At 58.8% G+C, this 20,340-nt stretch carries 17 protein-coding genes; 2 read left to right on the forward strand and 15 right to left on the reverse strand.

Translation table 11 applies throughout. From position 1 onward, the window contains the following. Positions 1-68 precede the first annotated feature (68 nt). Positions 69-1,580 carry a glycine--tRNA ligase gene (locus tag I5L79_RS13390; RefSeq protein ID WP_196955562.1) on the reverse strand — a complete coding sequence of 504 codons (1,512 nt, stop codon included), beginning with the start codon at positions 1,578-1,580 and terminating at the stop codon, positions 69-71. Positions 1,581-1,883: 303 nt separating this feature from the next. Between I5L79_RS13390 and I5L79_RS13395 the strand changes: the two genes are divergently transcribed. Continuing rightward, the gene (locus I5L79_RS13395; RefSeq protein ID WP_196955563.1) at positions 1,884-3,284 is read left to right on the forward strand and encodes an inorganic phosphate transporter; all 1,401 of its coding nucleotides are present in this window, start codon (positions 1,884-1,886) and stop codon (positions 3,282-3,284) included. Between the two features lie 220 nt (positions 3,285-3,504). Here the strand turns inward: I5L79_RS13395 and I5L79_RS13400 are convergent, their stop codons facing one another. The 13 genes from I5L79_RS13400 to I5L79_RS13460 all read right to left on the reverse strand — a co-directional run bounded on the left by I5L79_RS13400 (position 3,505) and on the right by I5L79_RS13460 (position 17,983). Then, positions 3,505-3,978, reverse strand: coding sequence for a hypothetical protein (locus I5L79_RS13400; protein WP_196955564.1), 474 nt, complete (start codon positions 3,976-3,978; stop codon positions 3,505-3,507). Between the two features lie 133 nt (positions 3,979-4,111). After that, the gene (locus I5L79_RS13405; protein ID WP_196955565.1) at positions 4,112-4,603 is read right to left on the reverse strand and encodes a DUF4385 domain-containing protein; all 492 of its coding nucleotides are present in this window, start codon (positions 4,601-4,603) and stop codon (positions 4,112-4,114) included. A 746-nt stretch (positions 4,604-5,349) separates the two neighbouring features. Next, complete coding sequence (locus tag I5L79_RS13410; protein WP_196955566.1) at positions 5,350-6,963, reverse strand: Ig-like domain-containing protein; 1,614 nt, start codon at positions 6,961-6,963, stop codon at positions 5,350-5,352. A gap of 121 nt (positions 6,964-7,084) precedes the next feature. Then, positions 7,085-7,999 carry a class I SAM-dependent methyltransferase gene (locus tag I5L79_RS13415; protein ID WP_196955567.1) on the reverse strand — a complete coding sequence of 305 codons (915 nt, stop codon included), beginning with the start codon at positions 7,997-7,999 and terminating at the stop codon, positions 7,085-7,087. Positions 8,000-8,574: 575 nt separating this feature from the next. Then, on the reverse strand, positions 8,575-10,443 hold the full coding sequence (gene mnmG, locus I5L79_RS13420) for a tRNA uridine-5-carboxymethylaminomethyl(34) synthesis enzyme MnmG (RefSeq protein ID WP_196955568.1): 1,869 nt from the start codon (positions 10,441-10,443) through the stop codon (positions 8,575-8,577). 60 nt (positions 10,444-10,503) lie between these two features. Beyond that, positions 10,504-10,779, reverse strand: a complete 276-nt coding sequence (locus I5L79_RS13425; RefSeq protein WP_196955569.1) for a hypothetical protein — start codon at positions 10,777-10,779, stop codon at positions 10,504-10,506. A gap of 128 nt (positions 10,780-10,907) precedes the next feature. Beyond that, on the reverse strand, positions 10,908-11,636 hold the full coding sequence (locus tag I5L79_RS13430; RefSeq protein WP_231403078.1) for a GNAT family N-acetyltransferase: 729 nt from the start codon (positions 11,634-11,636) through the stop codon (positions 10,908-10,910). Between the two features lie 192 nt (positions 11,637-11,828). Continuing rightward, positions 11,829-12,314, reverse strand: coding sequence for an rRNA maturation RNase YbeY (gene ybeY, locus I5L79_RS13435; protein ID WP_196955570.1), 486 nt, complete (start codon positions 12,312-12,314; stop codon positions 11,829-11,831). Then, positions 12,311-12,766 carry an ATP-binding protein gene (locus I5L79_RS13440; RefSeq protein ID WP_196955571.1) on the reverse strand — a complete coding sequence of 152 codons (456 nt, stop codon included), beginning with the start codon at positions 12,764-12,766 and terminating at the stop codon, positions 12,311-12,313. Before I5L79_RS13440 ends, ybeY begins: the two co-directional genes overlap by 4 nt. Positions 12,767-12,808: 42 nt before the next feature. Next, positions 12,809-16,231, reverse strand: a complete 3,423-nt coding sequence (locus I5L79_RS13445) for a DUF4175 family protein (protein ID WP_196955572.1) — start codon at positions 16,229-16,231, stop codon at positions 12,809-12,811. 133 nt (positions 16,232-16,364) lie between these two features. Next, positions 16,365-17,141: an exodeoxyribonuclease III gene (locus I5L79_RS13450; RefSeq protein WP_196955573.1), complete on the reverse strand. Its 777-nt coding sequence runs from the start codon at positions 17,139-17,141 to the stop codon at positions 16,365-16,367. 92 nt (positions 17,142-17,233) lie between these two features. Further along, positions 17,234-17,599, reverse strand: a complete 366-nt coding sequence (locus I5L79_RS13455; RefSeq protein WP_196955574.1) for a hypothetical protein — start codon at positions 17,597-17,599, stop codon at positions 17,234-17,236. Positions 17,600-17,602: 3 nt separating this feature from the next. Further along, positions 17,603-17,983: a carboxymuconolactone decarboxylase family protein gene (locus tag I5L79_RS13460; RefSeq protein WP_196955575.1), complete on the reverse strand. Its 381-nt coding sequence runs from the start codon at positions 17,981-17,983 to the stop codon at positions 17,603-17,605. 174 nt (positions 17,984-18,157) lie between these two features. On the opposite strand from I5L79_RS13460, the gene I5L79_RS13465 reads away from it, so the two are divergent. Continuing rightward, entirely contained in the window at positions 18,158-18,865 is a 708-nt protein-coding gene (locus I5L79_RS13465; RefSeq protein ID WP_196955576.1) for a ComF family protein, read from the forward strand. 161 nt (positions 18,866-19,026) lie between these two features. Here I5L79_RS13465 and I5L79_RS13470 read toward each other — a convergent pair whose 3' ends face one another. Continuing rightward, entirely contained in the window at positions 19,027-20,292 is a 1,266-nt protein-coding gene (locus tag I5L79_RS13470; RefSeq protein ID WP_196955577.1) for an SUMF1/EgtB/PvdO family nonheme iron enzyme, read from the reverse strand. Positions 20,293-20,340 lie beyond the last annotated feature (48 nt).

Here is a 20,340-nt window from a genome sequence, read left to right on the forward strand (position 1 = left end):
ACAAAAACGCCCCGCGCCGCAGAAACTACGGCACGGGGCGCGGTGGCTGTTGAGATTGGCAGAAGAACTTACAGTTGCTCGAAGATGCGCGAGAAGCTCACGGCATGGCCGATGTAGCCATGCAGCTCGCTGATAGGCATGCGGGTTTGCTCGCGGGAGTCGCGGTGGCGCACCGTTACGGTGTTGTCTTCCAGCGTCTGGTGGTCAACGGCAATGCAGAAGGGCGTACCGATGAGGTCCTGGCGGGTGTAGCGCTTGCCGATGGCGTCTTTTTCCTCCACAATAACGCGGAAGTCGTGGCGCAGGGCCTGGTAGATTTCGTTTGCTTTCTCGGGCAGGCCGTCTTTCTTCACCAGCGGGAAGATGGCGGCTTTCACCGGGGCTACGGCCGGGTGCAGGCGCAGCAGCTTGCGGGTTTTGGTTTTTTGCTCCTCCCCTTCGCCTTCCGTAATGGTTTCTTCCTGGAACGCCTGGCAGAGCGTAGCCAGGAACAGGCGGTCGGCGCCCACCGAGGTTTCTACCACGAAGGGCACGTAGTTGCCGTAGGGCTTGCCGGTTTCGGGGTTGATGTCGTTGTCGAAGTAGTTCTGCTTTTTGCGGCTCAGGGCTTGGTGTTGGGTTAGGTCGAAGTCGGAGCGGGAGTGGATGCCCTCAATTTCCTTGAAGCCGAAGGGGAATTCGTACTCGATATCGACGGCAGCCTTGGCGTAGTGCGCCAGCTTGTCGTGGTCGTGAAAGCGAAGCTTGGCGGCGGGCAGGCCCAGGGCCTCGTGCCAGCGGCGGCGCGTTTCCTTCCAGTGCTGGTACCACTCGCCCTCGGTGCCAGGGCGCACAAAGAACTGCATTTCCATCTGCTCGAACTCCCGCATGCGGAAGATGAACTGACGGGCTACAATTTCGTTGCGGAAGGCCTTGCCGATCTGGGCAATGCCAAACGGCACCTGCTGCCGCGCCGACTTCTGCACGTTCAGGAAGTTCACGAAAATGCCCTGGGCCGTTTCGGGCCGCAGGTAGATCTGGCTAGAGCCCTCGGCCACGGCCCCCACCTGCGTGGAGAACATCAGGTTGAACTGGCGCACATCGGTCCAGTTGCCGGTTTTGCTGATGGGGCATAGGATTTTCTCGTCAATGATGAGCTGCTTCACGCCGGCCAGATCCTCGATGGTGAGCAGGCGGCCCATTTCGGCCAGCAGGGTTTCGGCCCGGGCTATTTCGCCATTCTTCTCGTACTCAGCAGCTTTTTCTTCGAGCAGCACGTCGGCGCGGTAGCGCTTCTTGCTGTCGAGGTTGTCAATCATGGGGTCCGAAAAGCCGTCGACGTGGCCGGAGGCTTTCCAGGTGAGCGGGTGCATGAAGATGGCCGCGTCGATACCCACCACATTCTGGTTGAGCTGGGTCATGGCCTTCCACCAGAGCTGCTTGAGGTTGTTTTTCAGCTCCACGCCGTTGGGGCCGTAGTCGTACACGGCGGCCAGGCCGTCGTAGATTTCCGAGGAAGGGAATACGAAGCCGTATTCCTTGGCGTGCGACACGATTTCGGCAAGCGTGCCTTCGGTGGTAGTTTGCGCGGGGTTGCTCATGGTTGTAGTTGATAGTGCGTAGTGCCCAGTGCTCAGGAGCTGACGCGGGGCCGGCGCGGTATTGCCCTCTACGGCAAACTGCCTCCTACGCACTACGCTCCAGGCCCCAGGCACTGTATGAAAGGCAAAAGTAGTGCTTCCGGGGCTTGCGCCTTCAGGAAACTCAACTTGTTGAATATTCCTGCGTTTAGCGCCTCAGCTTGCTGCGCCAGCCAAGTGCGTAACAATTTCATAATCTTGCGCCCTTTCCTGCCCAACCTACCTTTGATTGTTGAAAACTGATTACCCACCAACTCCCTTTTTATGTTTGGCTTAGAGCCTCATGTGCTGGTGCTGCTGCTGCTTTGTCTGGTAGCGGCCTGCGCGTTTGAATTCGTAAATGGCTTCCACGACACGGCCAACGCCGTGGCTACGGTCATTTACACCAATACCCTGCGCCCCTGGGTGGCTGTTATCTGGTCGGCTTTCTGGAACTTCATCGGGGTACTCACCGGCGGTATCGGCGTGGCCATGGGCATCGTGTACCTGCTGCCCGTGGAAAGCCTCGTCGACCAGAACATCTACCACGGCATAGCCATGGTGGGCGCCCTCATTCTGGCGGCTATTATCTGGAACGTGGGCACCTGGTACTATGGCATTCCGGCCTCGTCCTCGCACGCGCTTATCGGCTCTATCCTGGGCGTAGGAATTGCTTTCTCGCTGCTGCCCGACTCGGGTGGGGCGGCCGTGAACTGGAGCAAGGCTTCCGAGACGGGCGTTGCCCTGCTGGTAGGCCCGCTGTTTGGCTTCACGCTCACCATCCTGCTGATGTTCGTGCTTAAGCGCTTCGTGCGCAACAAGGCCATTTTCAAGGAGCCGCACAAGCGCAAGCCCCCACCCCTCTGGATCCGGCTGATTCTGGTAGCTACGTGTACACTGGTAAGCTACTTCCACGGCTCCAACGACGGCCAAAAAGGCGTAGGGCTGGTCATGCTGATTCTGATTGGCATTGTGCCTACCTTTTTCGCCCTCGACAATGCCAAGAACCCGCTGGACATGCGGGTCTCGCTGGCTCAGGTAGAAATGGTGGTGAATAAGATTAACCCCGAGGAGCTTTCGGCCAAGGATAAGGCCGATCTGGTGCTGGTGAAGCAGCAGACCGCTGCGCTGGACCAAATTTTTGCCGGCCGCACCGACGTCAACAAGCTGCCGCAGTCCGAGCGTTTTCAGATCCGCAAGGCCATCCTGCTCACCTACAGCCGCGCCAAGAACATCATGGCCAGCGAAAAAGTAAGCCTGAGCACGGCCGACCGCAAAACCTACGACGACGCCATTACCAACATGCGCTCCTTCACCGACTATGCTCCCTGGTGGGTGCTGTTGATGGTGTCGTTGTCGCTGGGCGTGGGCACGATGGTAGGCTGGCAGCGCATCGTGAAAACCATCGGCGAGCGTATCGGCAAAGAGCACCTGACGTACGCGCAGGGTGCTTCCTCAGAGCTCGTAGCTGCCATCATGATTGGGGCTTCCACCTGGGCGCATTTGCCGGCTTCTACCACGCACGTACTGTCGTCGGCCATTGCGGGCTCCATGGTAGCCAACCGTGGCATCAAGAACCTAAACCCCCAGATGGTGCGCAATATTGCTATGGCGTGGGTGCTCACGCTGCCCGTTACCATGTTCCTGTCGGGAGGGTTATTCCTGCTGTTCCGGGCCCTGATCTAAGCGGCTTGCTTTTCAGCTAATCTTGGTTATACACAAAAAAGCCACCCGATTGGGTGGCTTTTTTTATGGATGAGCTTTGAAGTGGATAACTTTTGGATTATGTGAGGCATTGCTCCATGCTTAGCGCAAAGTCTCCATAAAACCGGGCGAAACCAACGGGTTATGAATTACTTATCCACTTATCAACAGCAAAAACCGGCTATTTTGTGGATAACTCAGTTTAGGCTGGCCACTGCACTTCTAGGTCTTCGTTGATAAACACCCCGAAGTTGATGAATTGCAGCTCGCCTTCATCAAAGTAAAGGTCAATCATTTCCTTTTCGTAGGACAGGCGAACTTCACCGGTTTCCATGGTTTCCTTCTCGCTGGCCGTGTGGCCGTGCTGGCTCATCAGGTCTTCAATCTGCTCCACGCTGCGACCATGAATGGACTCGCCGTAGAGGCGCATACCGGGGTGGTCGGTTTCGATACAGCTCAGGCGGTAGTCGTCTTCGCGGTCGAAGTACAGAGAGTAGCCTTCGTCGAGGTAGTTCCAGGCCTGGTGCTCAAACTCATCCTCATCGTCCGACTCTTCGATTTCCTCGGGCTCCCCCATCAGGGTGCGCACCTGGTCCTGGCTGGCGCCGAACTTGAGCGGGCCCATGCCTTGGCCCAGGACGATTTCGTTTTCTTCGATGCTATTCGGAGTGCTCATTGGCGAAGTGGAATTAGGGTTGGTGCCCGCAAAGGTAGGCTGATTGTTGAACGGCTGGATGAGAGGAGGGTTATAGGGTGTTGCAGTAGCAAGCACTTCATTTCGCTGCTTACCATGCTCCACCTATGCCAGCTCACTTCCCATAGCGGGCTTCGAATGCGGCCTTCTGACGCACGTACTCGGGGTGCTGCCGGGCCTCGTCCCACTTTTGCTTGAAGATGCGCGCAGCGGCCGCCTTTTCGGGGTCCTCGGGCGCACGGGGCAGCTCAGCCCGCCCGTGGGCGCCGCTCTGGCCTTTCTTATCGTCCGGCACAGGGCCGTCGTATTTCTTGCCGCCGCGGTGGTTGGCGTAGCGCCGGGCCCGGGTGTACCCCATCTGCAGAAACTTGCGAGCCATATCGGCTCCTACGAAATCGTCCTGACGCAGATACGCCTCAAACAGCGCGTATATCTGCTCCGACGACTCCAGCGCTACCTCCGGGGTGCGAAAGCGCCAGTGCGGCAGAATCTCGCTTTTGTAGGGCTCTACCAGCAGCACGCCCTGCTCACCCTTGCCTACCCGGTACAGCTCGGGCTGCTCCCGCAGGTTGAGGTGCTTGAAATCCTGATCGTAGTTGAACGGCATACCCGGCTATACTTCAGTTGCCAGTCGGGTGTTGCCCGTTTCCAATTGCCGGTTTTCAGGTAGCTCTTACTTGAACATGGGCAGCTGGCAGCTGACAACCAAAAAATTGAAAACGAACTTGAGTTATCCACTCAGTTAATAACTTTTTAAAAGTCTTTTTTAAATCTCTTTTTTAATCCCCCATCGTTAGGGGTGTGTATAAGTGGATAAGAACCAGATGTTGTCCACACGCGGAAAACTTGTGGACAAGGCTGGGGTTATACACCCCTAATCCACATCAATTGTGGATTATAAAATGCTGATAGAAAAACAACTACCGAAGAAATCAACAATCCACAGGCTTATCCACGAATCCACAATTCACATAAATTCTCGATGTGGACAGCGTCGGAAAGCGGGGGAAGTTGTCCACCCTTATCCACCAAGTGGTGGACGCGAAAACCAGCTGCCAGCGGCGGCACATCCGCAAAAAAACTTTTCCTCAACTTCTCCACGCATTATCCCCAGGTTACGCCGGTATTATCCACAGGTAAAGCCGCTCCCTCAACCACTGGTGGATAACCCTGTGGAATACCATTTGACTTGCTGGTAGAAACCGCTTCAGAAAGCCCGAAATGCGGTTTTGGCTGTGGATAAGTAACCTATAAACAGCCGTCTATATAGGCTGCGGGCCTTGAACCACCCAGCAATAAAAAGCCCTCGACCGGAAAGGCCGAGGGCAAAGGCTACGCTGGCAAAATGTCCAGCTAGAAGGCCACCTGAATGTCTTCCTCTTCCCAGTTGGCGCGCACCTGAAACTCGCGCTGGAGGTTGAAAACCGGCTCCGGCAGCCGGCGCAGGTTTGGATCGGGCCCTTGCCAGCGGCCGTCGGCATTGGTATCGATGAAGACACGGATGTGGTAGGTGCCGGGCGCCAGATTGTCGAAACGGAAGGTACGGGGCGAGTCGAGGGTGCGCACCAGCTGGTGCTTGTCGTCGAGCAGCTGCAGCTCGAAGCGCTTGGCCGTGGTTTGCACGCGCCCGGCCAGCGTACCCGAGGGCGACTGATCGGTGGGCGTGAAGCGCAGCGGCTTCAGTCCCAGGCTGCGCCCGGATATGGCCGTCACTACTGTGCTGTCGAGTTGCAGGCTGATGGATTTGTTGGCTTTGCTGTTCAGCTTTACCGTGAGCAGGGTGCGGTCGGGGCTGAGGGTAGCGTCGGCGGGCAGGCGTAGGGGGCGGCGCCTGGTGGAGTCTTCCACCAATACACCAATGGGCTGATCAGGCACCAGACGCAGGGGCTCGGTGAACTGAACAGCTACCAGGCCCTGGCGGTATACTTCCTTACTGCTGCCCACCAGCTGCCAAGCGGGGGGCCGGCGGGTGGGCGTGGTACCCGTAAACTTCACGTTCAGGGTGTCGCGGCCGGAATTGCCGGCGCTGTCGGTGGAGGCCAGCAGGTAGCGGCCTTCCGGGAGCTGGGTTGATTTGTACAACGCCACCGAGCGGCCTCGGTCGATAAGCTGCAGAGCTTCGTTGGGCGAGGTAGTGGCGGCACCGAGGGGGCTAATGACCGCGCTATGCAGACCTTCGTTGTAGCCCACCACAAAGCGCAGCGGGTCCGATTTCTGGGACGTTACCAGGGCCCGACGGGCATCGGGGCGCGTGAGCTGGAGCTGCACGGAGTCGGTGCCCGGCTTGATCGTAATGGGTTCGGGCAGGTAGCCGATTTTCTCACCTTCCTCGTAGCGGCTGCTTTGGTTTTTATCGGCCAGGGCAAACAGGCGGTAACGTCCTTCGCGCAGGTTGCGCAGCTGGTAGCGGCCACCCTTATCGGTGCGGGCAAGGTAGTAGGGCCGGCCGCGGCGCACGTTGGCCGTATCGGTTTCGGGGTACAGCACCACCGAAACGTCGGCCGAGGGCTGGGAGGAAAGCAGATCCACCACGCGGCCCTGCACCGCCCCCGAATCGAGGACCGCGCCGGTGCTGAAGCTCACGGACACGTCGCGGGCGGGGGTGTTTTCCGTAATGTCGGTAATGGCGTCGCGGAAGTTGAAGGAGTAGGTCGTGTTCGGCTCGAAGGGCTTATCGAAATCCAGCGTCACGGTGTTCTTGCCTTCCCGCACAGTGTACTTGTTGTCGTCGGCGAGCAGGGGCGCCACCAGCAGGTTTTTGCTGAGGTCCTTCACCTGCACGGGCTCCGAAAACTCCAGCACCACGGAGCGGTTGCGCACGTTTACGGCGCGGTCGGCCGGTATGCTGCTTACAAGCTTGGGCGCTACGGTGTCGCGGGCCCCGCCTTCGGGCGTAGCAATGGTAGCACAGCCACCCCCGGCAGCACCCACAAGAACAAGCAACGGCAACGCAAAACGAGCAGACATCAGCAGCACTACAAACGTGAAAAGCGGAAAACGGCCACCGCCGCCCAAAAGTACGCAGGGCCAGCTTCTGCCAGCCCCACGGTAAATTCTGCTGCCGAAGCCGAACAGCCTCCCTCCTCCCCTAGCGGCTGGCCGGGGCGGCTTCGCGCCGGGTGGCCACGTAAATCAGGCTGCTGTACTGCTGCTGGTGCCGGGCGGCGTACTGGTTGGAGTGGTAGCCATTGCGCAGCACGGCCAGCATGCCGGCGCCCCGCTCGGCCCGGTTTTTCTCGCTCAGCATGCTCACGTAGTACGCGTCCAGCGGCATAGGCAGGGTGTCGCGGAGCTGCAGCTTGTGCTTTTTGAGCAGCTGCGTCATGGTTTTAGGGCTGAAGTGGTAGAGGTGGCGCGGCACGTCCAGCGCGGCCCAGTCCTGCTGGTAGTGCTGGGCATCGAAGCTCTCAATGTTGGGCACCGCAATCAGCAGCACACCGTCGGTTTTGAGTAGGCGAATAAGTTGGGCCAGCGTCTCGTTGAGGTCGTGCACGTGTTCGAGCACGTGCCAGAGGGTAATGGCATCAAACGAGCCGGCCTGAAACTGCACCAGGCTCTCGGTGCCAATGGGCTGCCCCACGCGACGGGTAGCTTCTTCGCGGGCCCGGGCGTTGGGCTCCCAGCCGGCCACCTGCCAGCCGTTGCCCTTAGCGGCAGCCAGAAAGTGTCCGGTGCCGCAGCCGTAGTCCAGGAGCTTGCCCTTGCGCGGTGCCCGCTGATTCAGCAATGCTACCTTGCGACGCATCGTAAAGAAGCGCGCAACTTTGTAAGCCTGATTGATAAGCCCACCCGCCCCGCTGTTGTGCGACACGTACTCCTCCGACTCGTAGTAGCGACCAATGTGCGCGGCGTCGGGCCGGGGGTTGGTAAACTGAAACGAGCACGCCAGGCACTGCTGAATGGCAAAGCTTTCCTTGCTGACCGATTTGTCCTCGACGACCAGCTTGTTGCGAAACTCCGTTTTCCCGCACACCGGGCACTTCTCCAAACGCTCGTAAACCACTGATTCTAGCTGATTATGTTGATTTCGCTGCTGGCGACGACCGGCTTGCGCAGAGAAACCAGCCGCAGGGCGAAGGTACGAAACCAAAGCGGCCGCAGAATCCGGAAGAAACTGCAGCCGTGGTCTTTGTTACGCTAGGAGGTCAGTCTATAATTTCCCCTAATCTTTTGGTCGGAAATTAGGCTGACTATAGAGTGAGTCTGCGCGGTCAGCCTCAATCCGCCCCGGGCTGCCCGGTGGCGGCTCGCCTACTGAACTGCCGGCTCCGAAAAGCGCCATCACTGGAAGCATGGTAGCAGCGCAAAGCCCCAAACCCAAACTAGCCCATAGTAGCTAAGCCAGAGCCGGCCCCCAACGCCGATGCAGGAATCTAAGAACCATGACCACAATGGCAAGTAATCCTTGAATTGCCAGCAAAACCCAGCAGACCAACGCCAGCCAGTATAACCAGAAGTGAGTTTTCGCAAACTGGTAATTAAAGAACAGCCCGATTATAAGTCCGCACAAAACAAACCCATTCAGCAGACCCGTCCAAAACAGGAGCCGGGACCAATGACTGGCTGCTGTTCCGGTTTTCATCGACCCAGATACACCATCAGCACCGAAACGTCGGCTGGGCTGACGCCACTGATGCGGCTGGCCTGGCCCAGGGTTTCGGGTTGAATCTTGAGCAGCTTTTCGCGGGCTTCGTGCGAGAGGGCGGGCATGGCATGGTAGTCGAGGCGGCCGCGGATGGTGAAGTTTTCCAGCTCCTGCACGCGGGCCGCCTGTTGGTGCTCTTTCTCCAGGTAAGCCTCGTACTTCACCAGAATTTCGGCTTGCTCCAAGGCATCGGGGCGGTACGGGGCTAGGGCCAGCGTGAGGCCGGGCAGCACCCGCGCCAGGGCGGGCAGGTCCACGCCGGGGCGGCGCAGCAGGTTTACTACGCGCGTTTTCTCGTGAATGGTGGCCGAACCGATTTCCGTCAGCCAGCCGTTGATTTCCGCCGGCTCTATGGCGTGCGTTTTCAGCAGCTTGGCCACGGCGGCCGTTTGCTCCTCCTTCTCGCGCACCAGCGCCATCCGCTCTTCCGAGGCCAAACCCAGGGCGTGGCCCAGCGGCGTGAGGCGCAGGTCGGCGTTGTCCTGGCGCAGCAGCAGGCGGTGTTCGGCGCGGCTCGTGAACATGCGGTAGGGCTCGTCGGTGCCTTTATTCACAAGGTCATCAATGAGCACGCCGATGTAGGCTTCGCTGCGCTTGAGCACGAAGGGCTCCTTGCCGTGCACTTTGTTGTGGGCGTTGATGCCGGCCATCAACCCCTGGCAGGCGGCCTCCTCGTAGCCCGTGGTGCCGTTGATCTGGCCCGCGAAGTAGAGGTTCTGCACCAGCTTGGTTTCCAGCGTTAGGTTGAGCTGTGTGGGCGGGAAGAAGTCGTACTCGATGGCGTAGCCGGGCCGGAACATCTTCGCGTTTTCGAAGCCGGCAATTTTGCGCAGGGCGCGGTACTGCACGTCTTCGGGCAACGATGAGCTGAAACCATTGACATAAACCTCCACCGTAGACCAACCTTCGGGCTCCACGAAAATCTGATGGCGGTCCTTGTCGGCGAAGCGGTTGATTTTGTCTTCCACGCTCGGGCAGTAGCGCGGCCCCAGGCCCTTGATGCGGCCCTGGAACATCGGCGACTTCTCGAAGCCCTCTTTTAGGATTTCGTGGACCTCGGCGTTGGTGTAGGTGATGTAGCACGGGCGCTGGTTCGTTAGCGCAGGCGTGTCGAGGTAGGAGAATTTGCTGGGCGTTTCGTCGCCGGCCTGCTCCTCCATTTTGCTGTAGTCGAGGGAGCGGCCGTCCACGCGGGGCGGAGTACCGGTTTTCATGCGGCCGGCCTCAAAGCCCAGCTCCTTCAGCTGCTCCGTGATGCCGGTGCTGCCTTTCTCGGCGGCGCGGCCACCCCCAAACTGCTTTTCGCCGATGTGGATAAGGCCGTTGAGGAAAGTGCCGTTGGTCAGTACCACCGACTTGCCCCGGAACTCGATGCCGAGCTGGGTTTTCACGCCCACGGCCGTGCCTTTTTCCACTACGATGCCGGTTACAGCTTCCTGCCAGAAGTCCACGTTCAGGGTTTGTTCCAGCGTCAGGCGCCACTCTTCGGCAAAGCGCATCCGGTCACTCTGTGCCCGCGGGCTCCACATGGCGGGGCCTTTCGAGCGGTTCAGCATCCGAAACTGAATCATGGTTTTGTCGGTGATGATGCCCGACTGCCCGCCCAGGGCGTCCACCTCGCGCACAATCTGCCCTTTGGCCACCCCGCCCATAGCCGGGTTGCACGACATCTGCGCGATGGTGTTCATGTTCATCGTCACGAGTAGCACCTTGGAGCCCATGTTAGCGGCGGCCGCGGCGGCCTCGCACCCGGCGTGGCCGGCACCTACTACAATAACGTCGTACTCTTCTTGCTGAAACATGATCAAAAGTTGTTCGAAAGAGAGCAACAGGCAAGCGGCGGAAATTGTGCCCGGCGGGCATTATTCCAACACTTGCGCCGTCGCCCCAATGATCTGCTGGTGGAGTAATTCCTGCCGGGAAGCAAAGTGAGCGGAAGTAATCAAGCCAGTTTTATGAATTCGATTCTTATTGCTGACATTGACAGGGCACATTTGGCTTATAGGAAGTAACACTCCAGTAGCAAAACGTAACTGCCTGACCACACCAAATTCCCCCTGGATTTCGCCTATAAGTACCCAACCACGGTTGGTGATGTAGAACGCATCTTCTACTGTAAACGTGCCGGCTGCATGCATGTGGGCAAAGCGGAAAATCCTCCACACCTGAAGGACACCAACTTCATCTTTTACGAAAAAGCCAAGCTAAACCCCTCAAAACGTGCACAAAGATACGCAGTCAGCGGCTTTTCCGCGCCACGCGCTGCTTATTCCAATTCGTACTCATCCACGGCGTCTTCCGGCAAATCAGCCAGGATAGCCGCTGATTGCGCCGCCACCGTAGCCCAGGAAAATGGCAGCCAGCGGCCAATCAGGCTGTCGTAGACTTCGGTGGCGGCTTCGCAGGCAAACAGCTTGTAGTCGAACTTGGGGTAGTTGTGCACCACGTAGCCGGGGTAGTAGTAGGCCTTTTGCTGGCGCAGGGCGTGGTTTATTTTCTGCAGCATAAGGTACTTACCCAGGCTGTATTTGCGGTAGGCGGGGTCGTAGAAGTTCATGATGCCCGCGATGCTGCGCGCCCCACTGTCGAAAATACCGGCCGCAATCAGCTGCTGACCGTCCCGGATTTCTACCACACCCGTGCTGAAGGCATTGTTGGCGGCGCCCGCCTGCAGAAAAGCCTCAATGGTTTCGGGCGCGTCGAAGGTGATGGAAGCACGGTAGCGGGCGTACAACTCTTCCAGCTCATCGGTAAGGCGAAAAGGCCGGAGCACCACGGCAAACCGCTCGTTGAGGCGTAGCAACCGGCGCTGGGCGGGCCCGTAGCTCACCTGGCTCAGTACCAGCCGCAGCCAATGCACCGAGTACAGCTGGTCGTCGATGGGCAGAAACCGGCAGGTAAACAGGTTCTGCTGCATCCGGTAGTAGCCCTGACTCAGGTAATAATCTAGTGCTTCACCCGGAATAGTAAGAATTGACTGAGGCGTGGTGGACATAGTAGAGAGAAATTTGATAAACCGTCATGCTGAGCGGAGTCGAAGCATCTCTACCTGTGGCTAACTCAATACTTACAGCCAAAGCGGGAGAGATGCTTCGACTCCGCTCAGCATGACGTTCTAATACTTGCAAACCAACGAAAACGCCCACCGATGGGCGGGCGTTTCAACGGGCTGGCGTAAGCCTTGCGCTTAAAAGGTGCGCAGCGAAAGGCAGTCGTCTTCTTTCTTGCGCATGGCTGTCTGGCTGAGCAAATCCTTGTCGGCGTAGCCGAGCAGGTGCAGCACGCCGTGAATCATCACGCGGTGCAGCTCGTCGCGGAACGTAACGCCGTGCAGTTGGGCGTTTTCGCGGATTCGCTCCACCGAAATGAAAATGTCTCCCTCGATGATGTCGGCATCGTCGGCGTTGTCGAAGGTGATGACGTCGGTGTACGTGTCGTGGTCGAGGTACTCCATGTTCACCTTGTGCAGGTACTCATCGGAGCAGAAAATGTAGGTAAGGTGCACGATTTCGTGCTCGTGGACTTTGGCAATGCGCTCCACCCAGGACGTCAGCTCCTCGGCGTCGGCCAGCTCAAAATCTACGTCTTCCACCACAAATTCGATACCGAGCCGTTCGTGCTCAAAGTACCCGTCAATGGGCTCATCGTGCTCGGTAGGGGGCAGGGTGCTCATGCCGCGTTGTGGTCAGAAGCTTCGGAAGCAGTGGCCGAATCGGCGCCTTCGGGCGTGAGGAAAAACGTGAGCTGCACGTTGCGGCCATCCTTGGAAAACTCTACCTCGTCGGCGAGGTGGCGGATGAGGAAGATACCGCGGCCCCCGGGATTTTCGAGGTTCTCGGGCGCGGTTGGGTCAATCAGGTTGGTATAGTCGAAGCCAGGACCCTGGTCTTCCACTTCAAACTTCACCCGGTTGGCATCTACCTGCAGCGAGAGGTGCACGTTTTTGTCACGGTCGAACTTGTTGCCGTGCCGGATGGCATTGTTCACCGCCTCCGTGACGGCCACCATAATGTTGCCGTAGATGTCGTCTTCAATGTGAAACGTATCCTTCGAGTTGTCGATGAAGCTTTCTACCACACGAATGTTCTCAACGAGCGAAGGAATCTGAATCTTGACCTGTTTCATAAAAGAGGGAAAGGCGGCAAAGGCGGTAAAAATAGCAGAACGCTATTTCATTTTCTGAAAATATTCGCTGACCTCGCGCTGGTAGTACGGCGTGAAGGACGGCGGCACCGACCGGAGGGCTTCCGTCGACTGGTTTTTCTGCTGACGATACCGGTTGAAAGCCGGCGGAAAAACTGGCGGACGGTTTTCGGCGGCCTTTGCCTCGCGCTGCGTATCCTGGTCCCGCTCCCGGGCCGATTTCTCGGCTTCCAGCAGGCGGGTCAGAATCTGCTGCTGACGCATAACCGTTTGCTCCGTTAGCCGCTTGTTTACGAGCTCCGTCTCGGTTTGTTCCATCATTTTTTTAACGTCGCCGAGGCCACCACCGCCCTGCTCGCCTTTGCCCTGTTTGCCGCCCTGCTGCATCTTTTCCAGCTCTTTGAGGGCTTCGCGCATCATCTGCTGCTGGGCGGCGAGCTTGGCAAGCTCCTCCGATAAAGCCCGGCCGCTCTTACCGCTTTGCTGGAGCTGCTGAATCTGCTGGTTGAGCTGCTGCTGCATCTTGCCCAGCTGGCCTTCACCGGCCTGACTACCCTTCTTCTTCTTTTTGCGGCCGGGCTTGCCCCCACCCTGCTGCTGGCTTTGGCTTTCGCGCTGCTGCTCCTGCATCTGCTGCAAAGCCGAGTTAAGCATGAGGGCCAGGTTGTTCATGCTCGTCATGGCCTGCTGCTGGCTGGCGGTGGCGCGGCCCACGTTGCGCTGCTGCAGCTGCGTAAGCGACTCATCCATGCGGCCGTTCATCTCGCTTACTTCACGCGTGACGAAGCTCTGAAGCTGAAACACGCGCTTGGCCAGGGCGTAGAGCGAATCCTGCACCACGCGGGCATCGTCCTTGAGCTTGCGCTGCTGCTGGCCCAGCTGCACAAAGCGCGGGTCCTGCTGGTCTACCTGCCGGAAGTCCTTCATCAGCCCTTCTTGGTCGAAGGAGAGCTTGAGCAGGTTTTCGAGGATGTCGCGCAGGTCGTCAATGTTTTCCTGCTGCTCATTCTGTTCTTCCTCGCTCATCTGCTGCTGCATCTTCTGAGCCATCTGCTGCATCTTCTGCGCGGCCTGCTTCTGATTCTGGCTGGCTTTCTGGTTTTGGTTTTTGCTTAGCTGCTCCTGGCTTTGCTGCATCTGCTCGTCCACCTCCTGCTGCTGGTCCTTCATTTCGTCAGCCCCATTCTGGTTGTCGAGCTGCTCGTCCATTTTCTGCAGGTCCTTTAGGTTCTGCTGAATCTGGTCGAACTGCTGCTGCTTTTCCTGCTGCTCCTGCTTGAACTGCTCGTTTTTGGCCTTCTGCTCCTGGTTGCTGGCTTTGTTATCGGGGTTCTGCTTGTCGTTCTGCTCGGTTTTCTCGGCCAGTTGCTGTTCTTCCTTGGCTAGCTGCTCCAGCTGTTTCAGGGTGGCTTCCTGCTTTTGCTCAAACTGCAGCTGCTTGAACATTTCAAGGGCGCGCTCCAGCTCTTTCTGCAGGGTGTTTTCCTTGTTTTCGAGCTTTTGCATGAGCTGCTGCATTTCCAACTGGTTCTGGTCCTGCTTCTGTTCCAGCAGCTTCTGCAGCTGGTCGTAGAGCTTCTTGGTTTCGGGGTCGAGCAGGGAGTCCATCAGCTTCTGCAGCTCCTGGGCTTTTTCCTTGAGCTCCTGGCTTTTGGGGTCGAGCTGGTCCTGCTGCTGAGTGAACTGCTCAAACATGCGGCGCACGTCCTGCATCTGCTCGTCGAACTGCTGCTTTTGCTCCAGCATGTCCTGCAGCTGCTTGCGGTCCTGGAAGTTCAGGTCGCGCTTGGTTTTGAGCTTGTCTTCGGCCTTGGCCAACTCCCGCTCCAGCTTCTTGCTTTGCTCCTGCGACTTGCTCAGCTGGCTTTGCACCGACGACGCCTGCGCGTTCAGCTGGGCCTGCTGCTCCCGCTTGGAAGGTAGGCGAAATTCCACGGCGCGGGTGCGGGCACTTTTCGGGCCGTGCACACCGTCGTTGTCCCACACCTGTAGGAAGTATTCCAGCCGGTCGCCGGGCTGCAGGCGCAGGCTGCGCAAATCCCACTGGTAGGCGTACACCTGGGCGGCGCCATGCTGCAGCCCAATAGCGCGGGTCTGGTAAGCAGCGTTGGGCCGGGCTTTGGCGCCGAGTACGCGGTAGTGCAGCTGCAGGCGCGAAAGGCCATAGTCGTCGCGCACGGTGCCGCCCAGGGCCAGGTACTGCCGCGAAACCGTATCGGAAAAAGCTTCAAGCGTGATGTCCGGCACCTGGTCGGGAATGGCCGTAAGCTGGTACTCGATGGGGTCACGGTTGAGGGAGGCGGCGTTGCGCAGGCGCACGGCGTAGGCCTGGGTGCGCAGAATGCGGCGCGTGGCCTGAAATTGGCTGCCGCTGGCCTGGGCCGCTACGGTTTCGTCGGGGGCACGGAACTGTAGCTCCAGCGCATCGGTAGCGTCGGTACTGAACTCCCAGCGCAGCGTGCTGCCCTCGGGCACGGTAGCGTTGCCGGTGTTGCGGATGGTTTCGGCGGCTTTGCCAGTGTACGCCGGGTAGGTGATGTGCAGGGCGAAGTCACGCAGGTCGGGCCGCTCGCGCACCGTCAGGGCGTAGCTATCCGAGGAGAAGCCGGCGGCGGCGAGCTGGAAGTCTACGTCGCGGCGTAGCTGCCGAAATTCGAAGGAGTACTTGTTGCCGGCTTCCTTGGTCAAGTGCCGCTCGTGGCCGTCGTATTGAATGGTGATGTCGTTGGGCAGGGCCTCTCCCTCCACAGCCACCTGCAAGCGGAAGTCTTCTCCCTTAAATGCCCGCAACGACTTATTCTCTACCACGAACCGAAACGGCGCCGGCGGCGCATATTTCTGCCGGTAGTTGAGAATACGGCCCGTGCCCTGCATAAACAGGCTGGGATAAATCAGCAATACGGCCACGGCCACGGCGGCGGGCACGGCTACGTACTTCCACAGGGGCCGCGTTTGGGCCGGAATATTAATGCCTTGGGCAAATTCGAGGCCCGTGAACTGGGCAGCGCGCTGCTCCAGGCTGGCCGCAATCAGGGCGTTTTCGCGGGCTTGGCCCTGGAGCTGAAGGGCGTTCAGGAGCTTGTCTTGTACCTGCGGAAACAGCTCGCCCACGCGCTGGGCAGCCTGTTCGTCGGAGAGCAGGCGGCGGAGGTTGGTAAGGGCGGCCAGCGGCTGCCAGATCCAGCGCACAAACGCGTACACGCCCAGCCCCAGAAACCCAAACAGCAGCCCACCCCGCACCCAAGTAGGCAGGTACAGAAAGTACTCCAGCAGGTTGAGGACAACGAACAGCGTGAGCAACAGGCCACCAGCCACGAGGCCGCCGCGCACGAGCAAACTCAGGTAAAACTTGCGCTTAAAGGCTTCCAGCTGCGTGAGCACCTGTGCCAGCGCCGAGGAGCGGGCAGCGGGTGCCGTCGTCAGCCGGGGAGTGTCTTCCACCAGCATAAAAGAGGGCAATAAAAGGAAAAGCAGTGCAGAGGGGTCGGGCAGCAAGCTGCCGAACGGCACCGCCCCGTTAAATTTACGTCAGAACCCGCAGATGCGCTGCAAAGATTCCCCAACAACTCTGGGGCAAAGCTTAACTGGCGGCGGATAGCTGCACGTAGGCCGGGCAATGGTCTGAATGCACCACATCGGCCAAAAGACCCGCCCCCGCCACGCGTGGTTGCAACGTATTGTCTACCAGCAGGTGATCGAGGCGCCAGCCCACGTTGCGGGCCCGGGCGCCGGCCCGGTACGTCCACCAGGAGTAGTGCCCGGGGGCGTCGCCGTGGATGTGGCGGAAGGAGTCGGTGAAGCCATCGGCCAGGAAATCCTTAAACCACTGCCGTTCCTCGGGCGTGAAGCCGGGGGAGTTTTGGTTGGCTTTGGGATTGTGCAGGTCCAGCTCCCGCTGGCAGCAGTTGAAGTCACCGGCTATAACTAGGGGTGGAGTGCCCGCCGCTTGCAGCTCCCGCACGTAGCGCCGGAAAAAGTGCAGCCACTCCACTTTGAAAGCCTGCCGCTCGGGGCTGCTGGTGCCGGAGGGCATGTACACGTTCAGCACCGAAAAGTCGTCGAAATCCAGGCGCAGCACGCGGCCTTCCAGGTCATAGCAGTCGGTGCCGCAGCCTACCTCCACGTGGCGCGGAAGCTGGCGCGTGAGGGTGGCAACACCGCTGTAGCCGGGTTTCTGAGCCGGGTGCTGGTACACGTGGTAGCCCAGCGCCTCCAGCCCGCTCACATCCAGTGGCTCGCGCCCGGCCTTTATCTCCTGCAGGCACAGCACGTCGGGCACCTCCGCCTGCAGCCAGTCCAGCAGGCCTTTGCTCAGCGCCGACCGCAGCCCGTTGACGTTATAGCTGATGATTTTCAACTGGTTGGGTTATTAAATGGTTGTCTTGTTGAGTGGCTGGCTGGTCAATTGATGAATAAATGAGCCATTCAACAAGACAACCAGCCAGCCCTTTACCCATTCAGCCGGTCCATTTCCTGGAAATACTCCAGCATGTGCCATTTGAGCATGCGCTCCTGCTCCTTGAGGGTGGAGAAGGGCACGGGCTTGAGCAGACGGAAGTGGGGCCAGCCGTCTTCGTCCACGCTTTCCAGCTCGTAGTAGCCGGAGAGGCTGAACAGGCGGCAGGTGGCAATGTGCATCAGATCCTGCTTCTGCTCCTTGGTGAAGGGGCCGCCGCCCTGGCCCAGCTCCTGCACGCCAATAAGCAGCAGCAGCGCGTTCAGGTCGGGCTTTTTGCCGAACCGCTCGCGCAGGTCGTTCATCAACTCCCACCAGCGCTGCTCAAACTGAGCTTCGGTTTCCTCGGGGTTCAGCATGGCTTATGCGGTGTGCTCGGCGTGGGGCGGTGCCGGCGCGGCCGATTCCTCCTTGAGGGCTTCCCAATACTCCACAGCCCGGCGGAAGTGCGGAATCACGATGCTGCCGCCGATGAGGTTGGCAATGGCAAATACCTCGTAAATCTCCGTGTCGTTAATGCCTTCCTCGTGGCACTTGCCGAGGTGGTACTTGATGCAGTCGTCGCAGCGCAGCACCATGGAGCAGGCCAGGCCCAGCATTTCCTTGGTGCGCACGTCGAGGGCGCCTTCCTGGTAGGTGTTGGTGTCGAGGTTGAAGAAACGCTTGATGACCTTGTTATCCGCCGCCATGATTTTTTCATTCATGCGCTGGCGGTAGTCGTTGAACTCAGAAACGAGGGACATATAGGGAAAGGAAAAACGAAAGGAAAACAGGCCCGGTGGCCCGCGAGAGTAGAAACCTAAAATTAGGCAGAAGTTTTGGCCAACAGGTGGTTTTGGGCGGGGCTGGGGTAGCGGGAGTTTCTTTTCGGCGGCTTATTGTCTATCTTCCAGCTACTACCCTATCCACTACCCGCTATGCCGCTGCCCGCCCTGCTCACCGATTTTGTGTCGTTGCTGTTTCCGCAACTGTGCCTGGGCTGCTCCGATCTGCTGGCCCGGGGCGAAGACCATATCTGCACCAGCTGCCGGGCCCAGCTACCCTTCACCGATTACCACTTGTTGCCCGAGACGGAAAACCCACTGGCCCGGCGCTTCTGGGGCAAGGTACCGGTGCAGCATGCCTTGAGCTACCTACGCTTTCTGCGCCGGGGCCGCGTGCAGCACCTGCTGCACCAGCTCAAATACCGCAACCAACCCGAAATAGGCCGGGTGCTGGGTTGCTGGTACGGTGCCGAGCTGGCTCGGAATGGTCTGCTCGCCCACGATGTGGACCTGATTGCGCCGGTGCCGCTACATCCGCGCAAGCTGGCCAAACGAGGCTACAACCAGACCGATTCCTTTGCCCAGGGCCTGGCCGACAGCCTGCAGGTGCCGTGGCAGGCGGAGGCCTTGCGGCGCCTAGAGCACACGGTTTCTCAAACCCGCAAAAACCGCGTGCAGCGCTGGGAAAACGTAGCCGAGGTATTCGCGGTAGCTAAACCGGCAGAGGTGGCTGGCAAGCATGTGCTGGTAGTAGACGATGTGCTGACCACCGGAGCTACCCTCGAAGCCTGTACGCTAGTGCTGTTGGCTGCCGGAGCCCGCGCCGTCAGTATAGCTACCATTGCCTGCGCCGACCGGTAAACCACGGATTCTCACGAATTTATCGGATTCCACGGATTTTGTAGCTGGCGCAGTCCTCAACCAAAACCACATATAAAAACAAGAAGGCCTCGTGAAAACGAGGCCTTCTTGTTTAGCTTTAATCGTCCACAAAATCCGCGAAATCCGCGCGAATCCGTGGTTTATTTGTTCGAGCCGGCGTTGATCATGGCACAGCGGAAGCCGATGGCAGCCGTAGCTGAGTCTTCAGCCATGAAGCGGCGCGTACCGGGCGACAACCAGTAAGCTACATCTTTCCAGGAACCGCCTTTGAACACGCGTACGTGGTCATCGATAAGCGACTGGTACCCCTTCTTGTCGTAACCTTCAGCTTTGTCGAGGAAGCCGTTACGACGGAAGGGGTTCAGGTCTTCCTCGTCCTGGAACGACAGCGGGCGGTAGATGTCCTGCACCCACTCGTTCACGTTGCCCGACATATTGTACAGGCCGTAGTCGTTTGGTGGGTAGGCGTACACGTACTCGGTAATCATGGCGCCGTCGTTCAGGCTGCCGGCAATACCGGCGTAGTCACCGCGGCCACGCTTGAAGTTAGCCAGGAACTGGCCCATCTTCTTGCCGTAGGGGTTACGCACCTGGCGACCATCCCATGGATAGATGCGCTTGTTTTCCTGGTTTTCGTTGCCGGTTTCCTGCGTGCCGATAAGGGCCTGAGCAGCGTACTCCCACTCTGCCTCGGTGGGCAGACGGTAGTTAGGCAGCGTGTTGCCGTTTTCGATGGCAATTTTTGACTTGCCGGTACCTTCAGCACCACCTGCTGCGGCATCAGCGGTAGCGTCGGCGCTTTTCTTCTTGCCGAAGAGGCCGCCGCCTTTCTTTTTGCCGCCATCTTCAATATCACCTTCGCCAGCCAGCTTCTCATTCACCTTGGCAGTACGCCAGGTGCAATAGTCGTTGGCCTGCAGCCAGCTCACACCCACCACGGGGAAGTAGCGGAAACCGGGGTAGCGCAGGTAGTAGTCCACATACGGGTCGTTGAACGACAGCTCACGCGCCCACACCGTGGTATCTGGCAAGGCCGACTGATAGAACTCTTCGGCGGAGTCTTTGCGGACAAAATGCAAATACTCCAGCCAGTGGATGTTGGCCACCTCAGCTTCGTCCATATAGAACGAAGCAATGGTAACCGTGCGCTCCACGTTGTCGCGCGTCATGGCTACATCTTCCTCAGCCGAGCCCAGCACTGTGCGGCCGCCTTCGATGAAAACGAGACCGGGGCCTTCGGGAATGCCTTGATAATCAGCAACCTTCATGCCCTGCTCAGTGTTGTATTCCAGCCCCGTAGTGGAGCTGTACTTGCCGGGCTTGGTGCTGGTAGGAGGACCTTTTTTGCAGGCTCCCAGCGCCAGGGACCCCAAGGCAGCGTAGCAGAGGTATTTAGCGAGGTTCATACGTTAGACGAAATTACCTGAGAAGAAAAGAGTTAGTGAAGGCAATTT

It is taken from the genome of Hymenobacter guriensis (assembly GCF_015773195.1).
Taxonomy (GTDB): domain Bacteria; phylum Bacteroidota; class Bacteroidia; order Cytophagales; family Hymenobacteraceae; genus Hymenobacter; species Hymenobacter guriensis.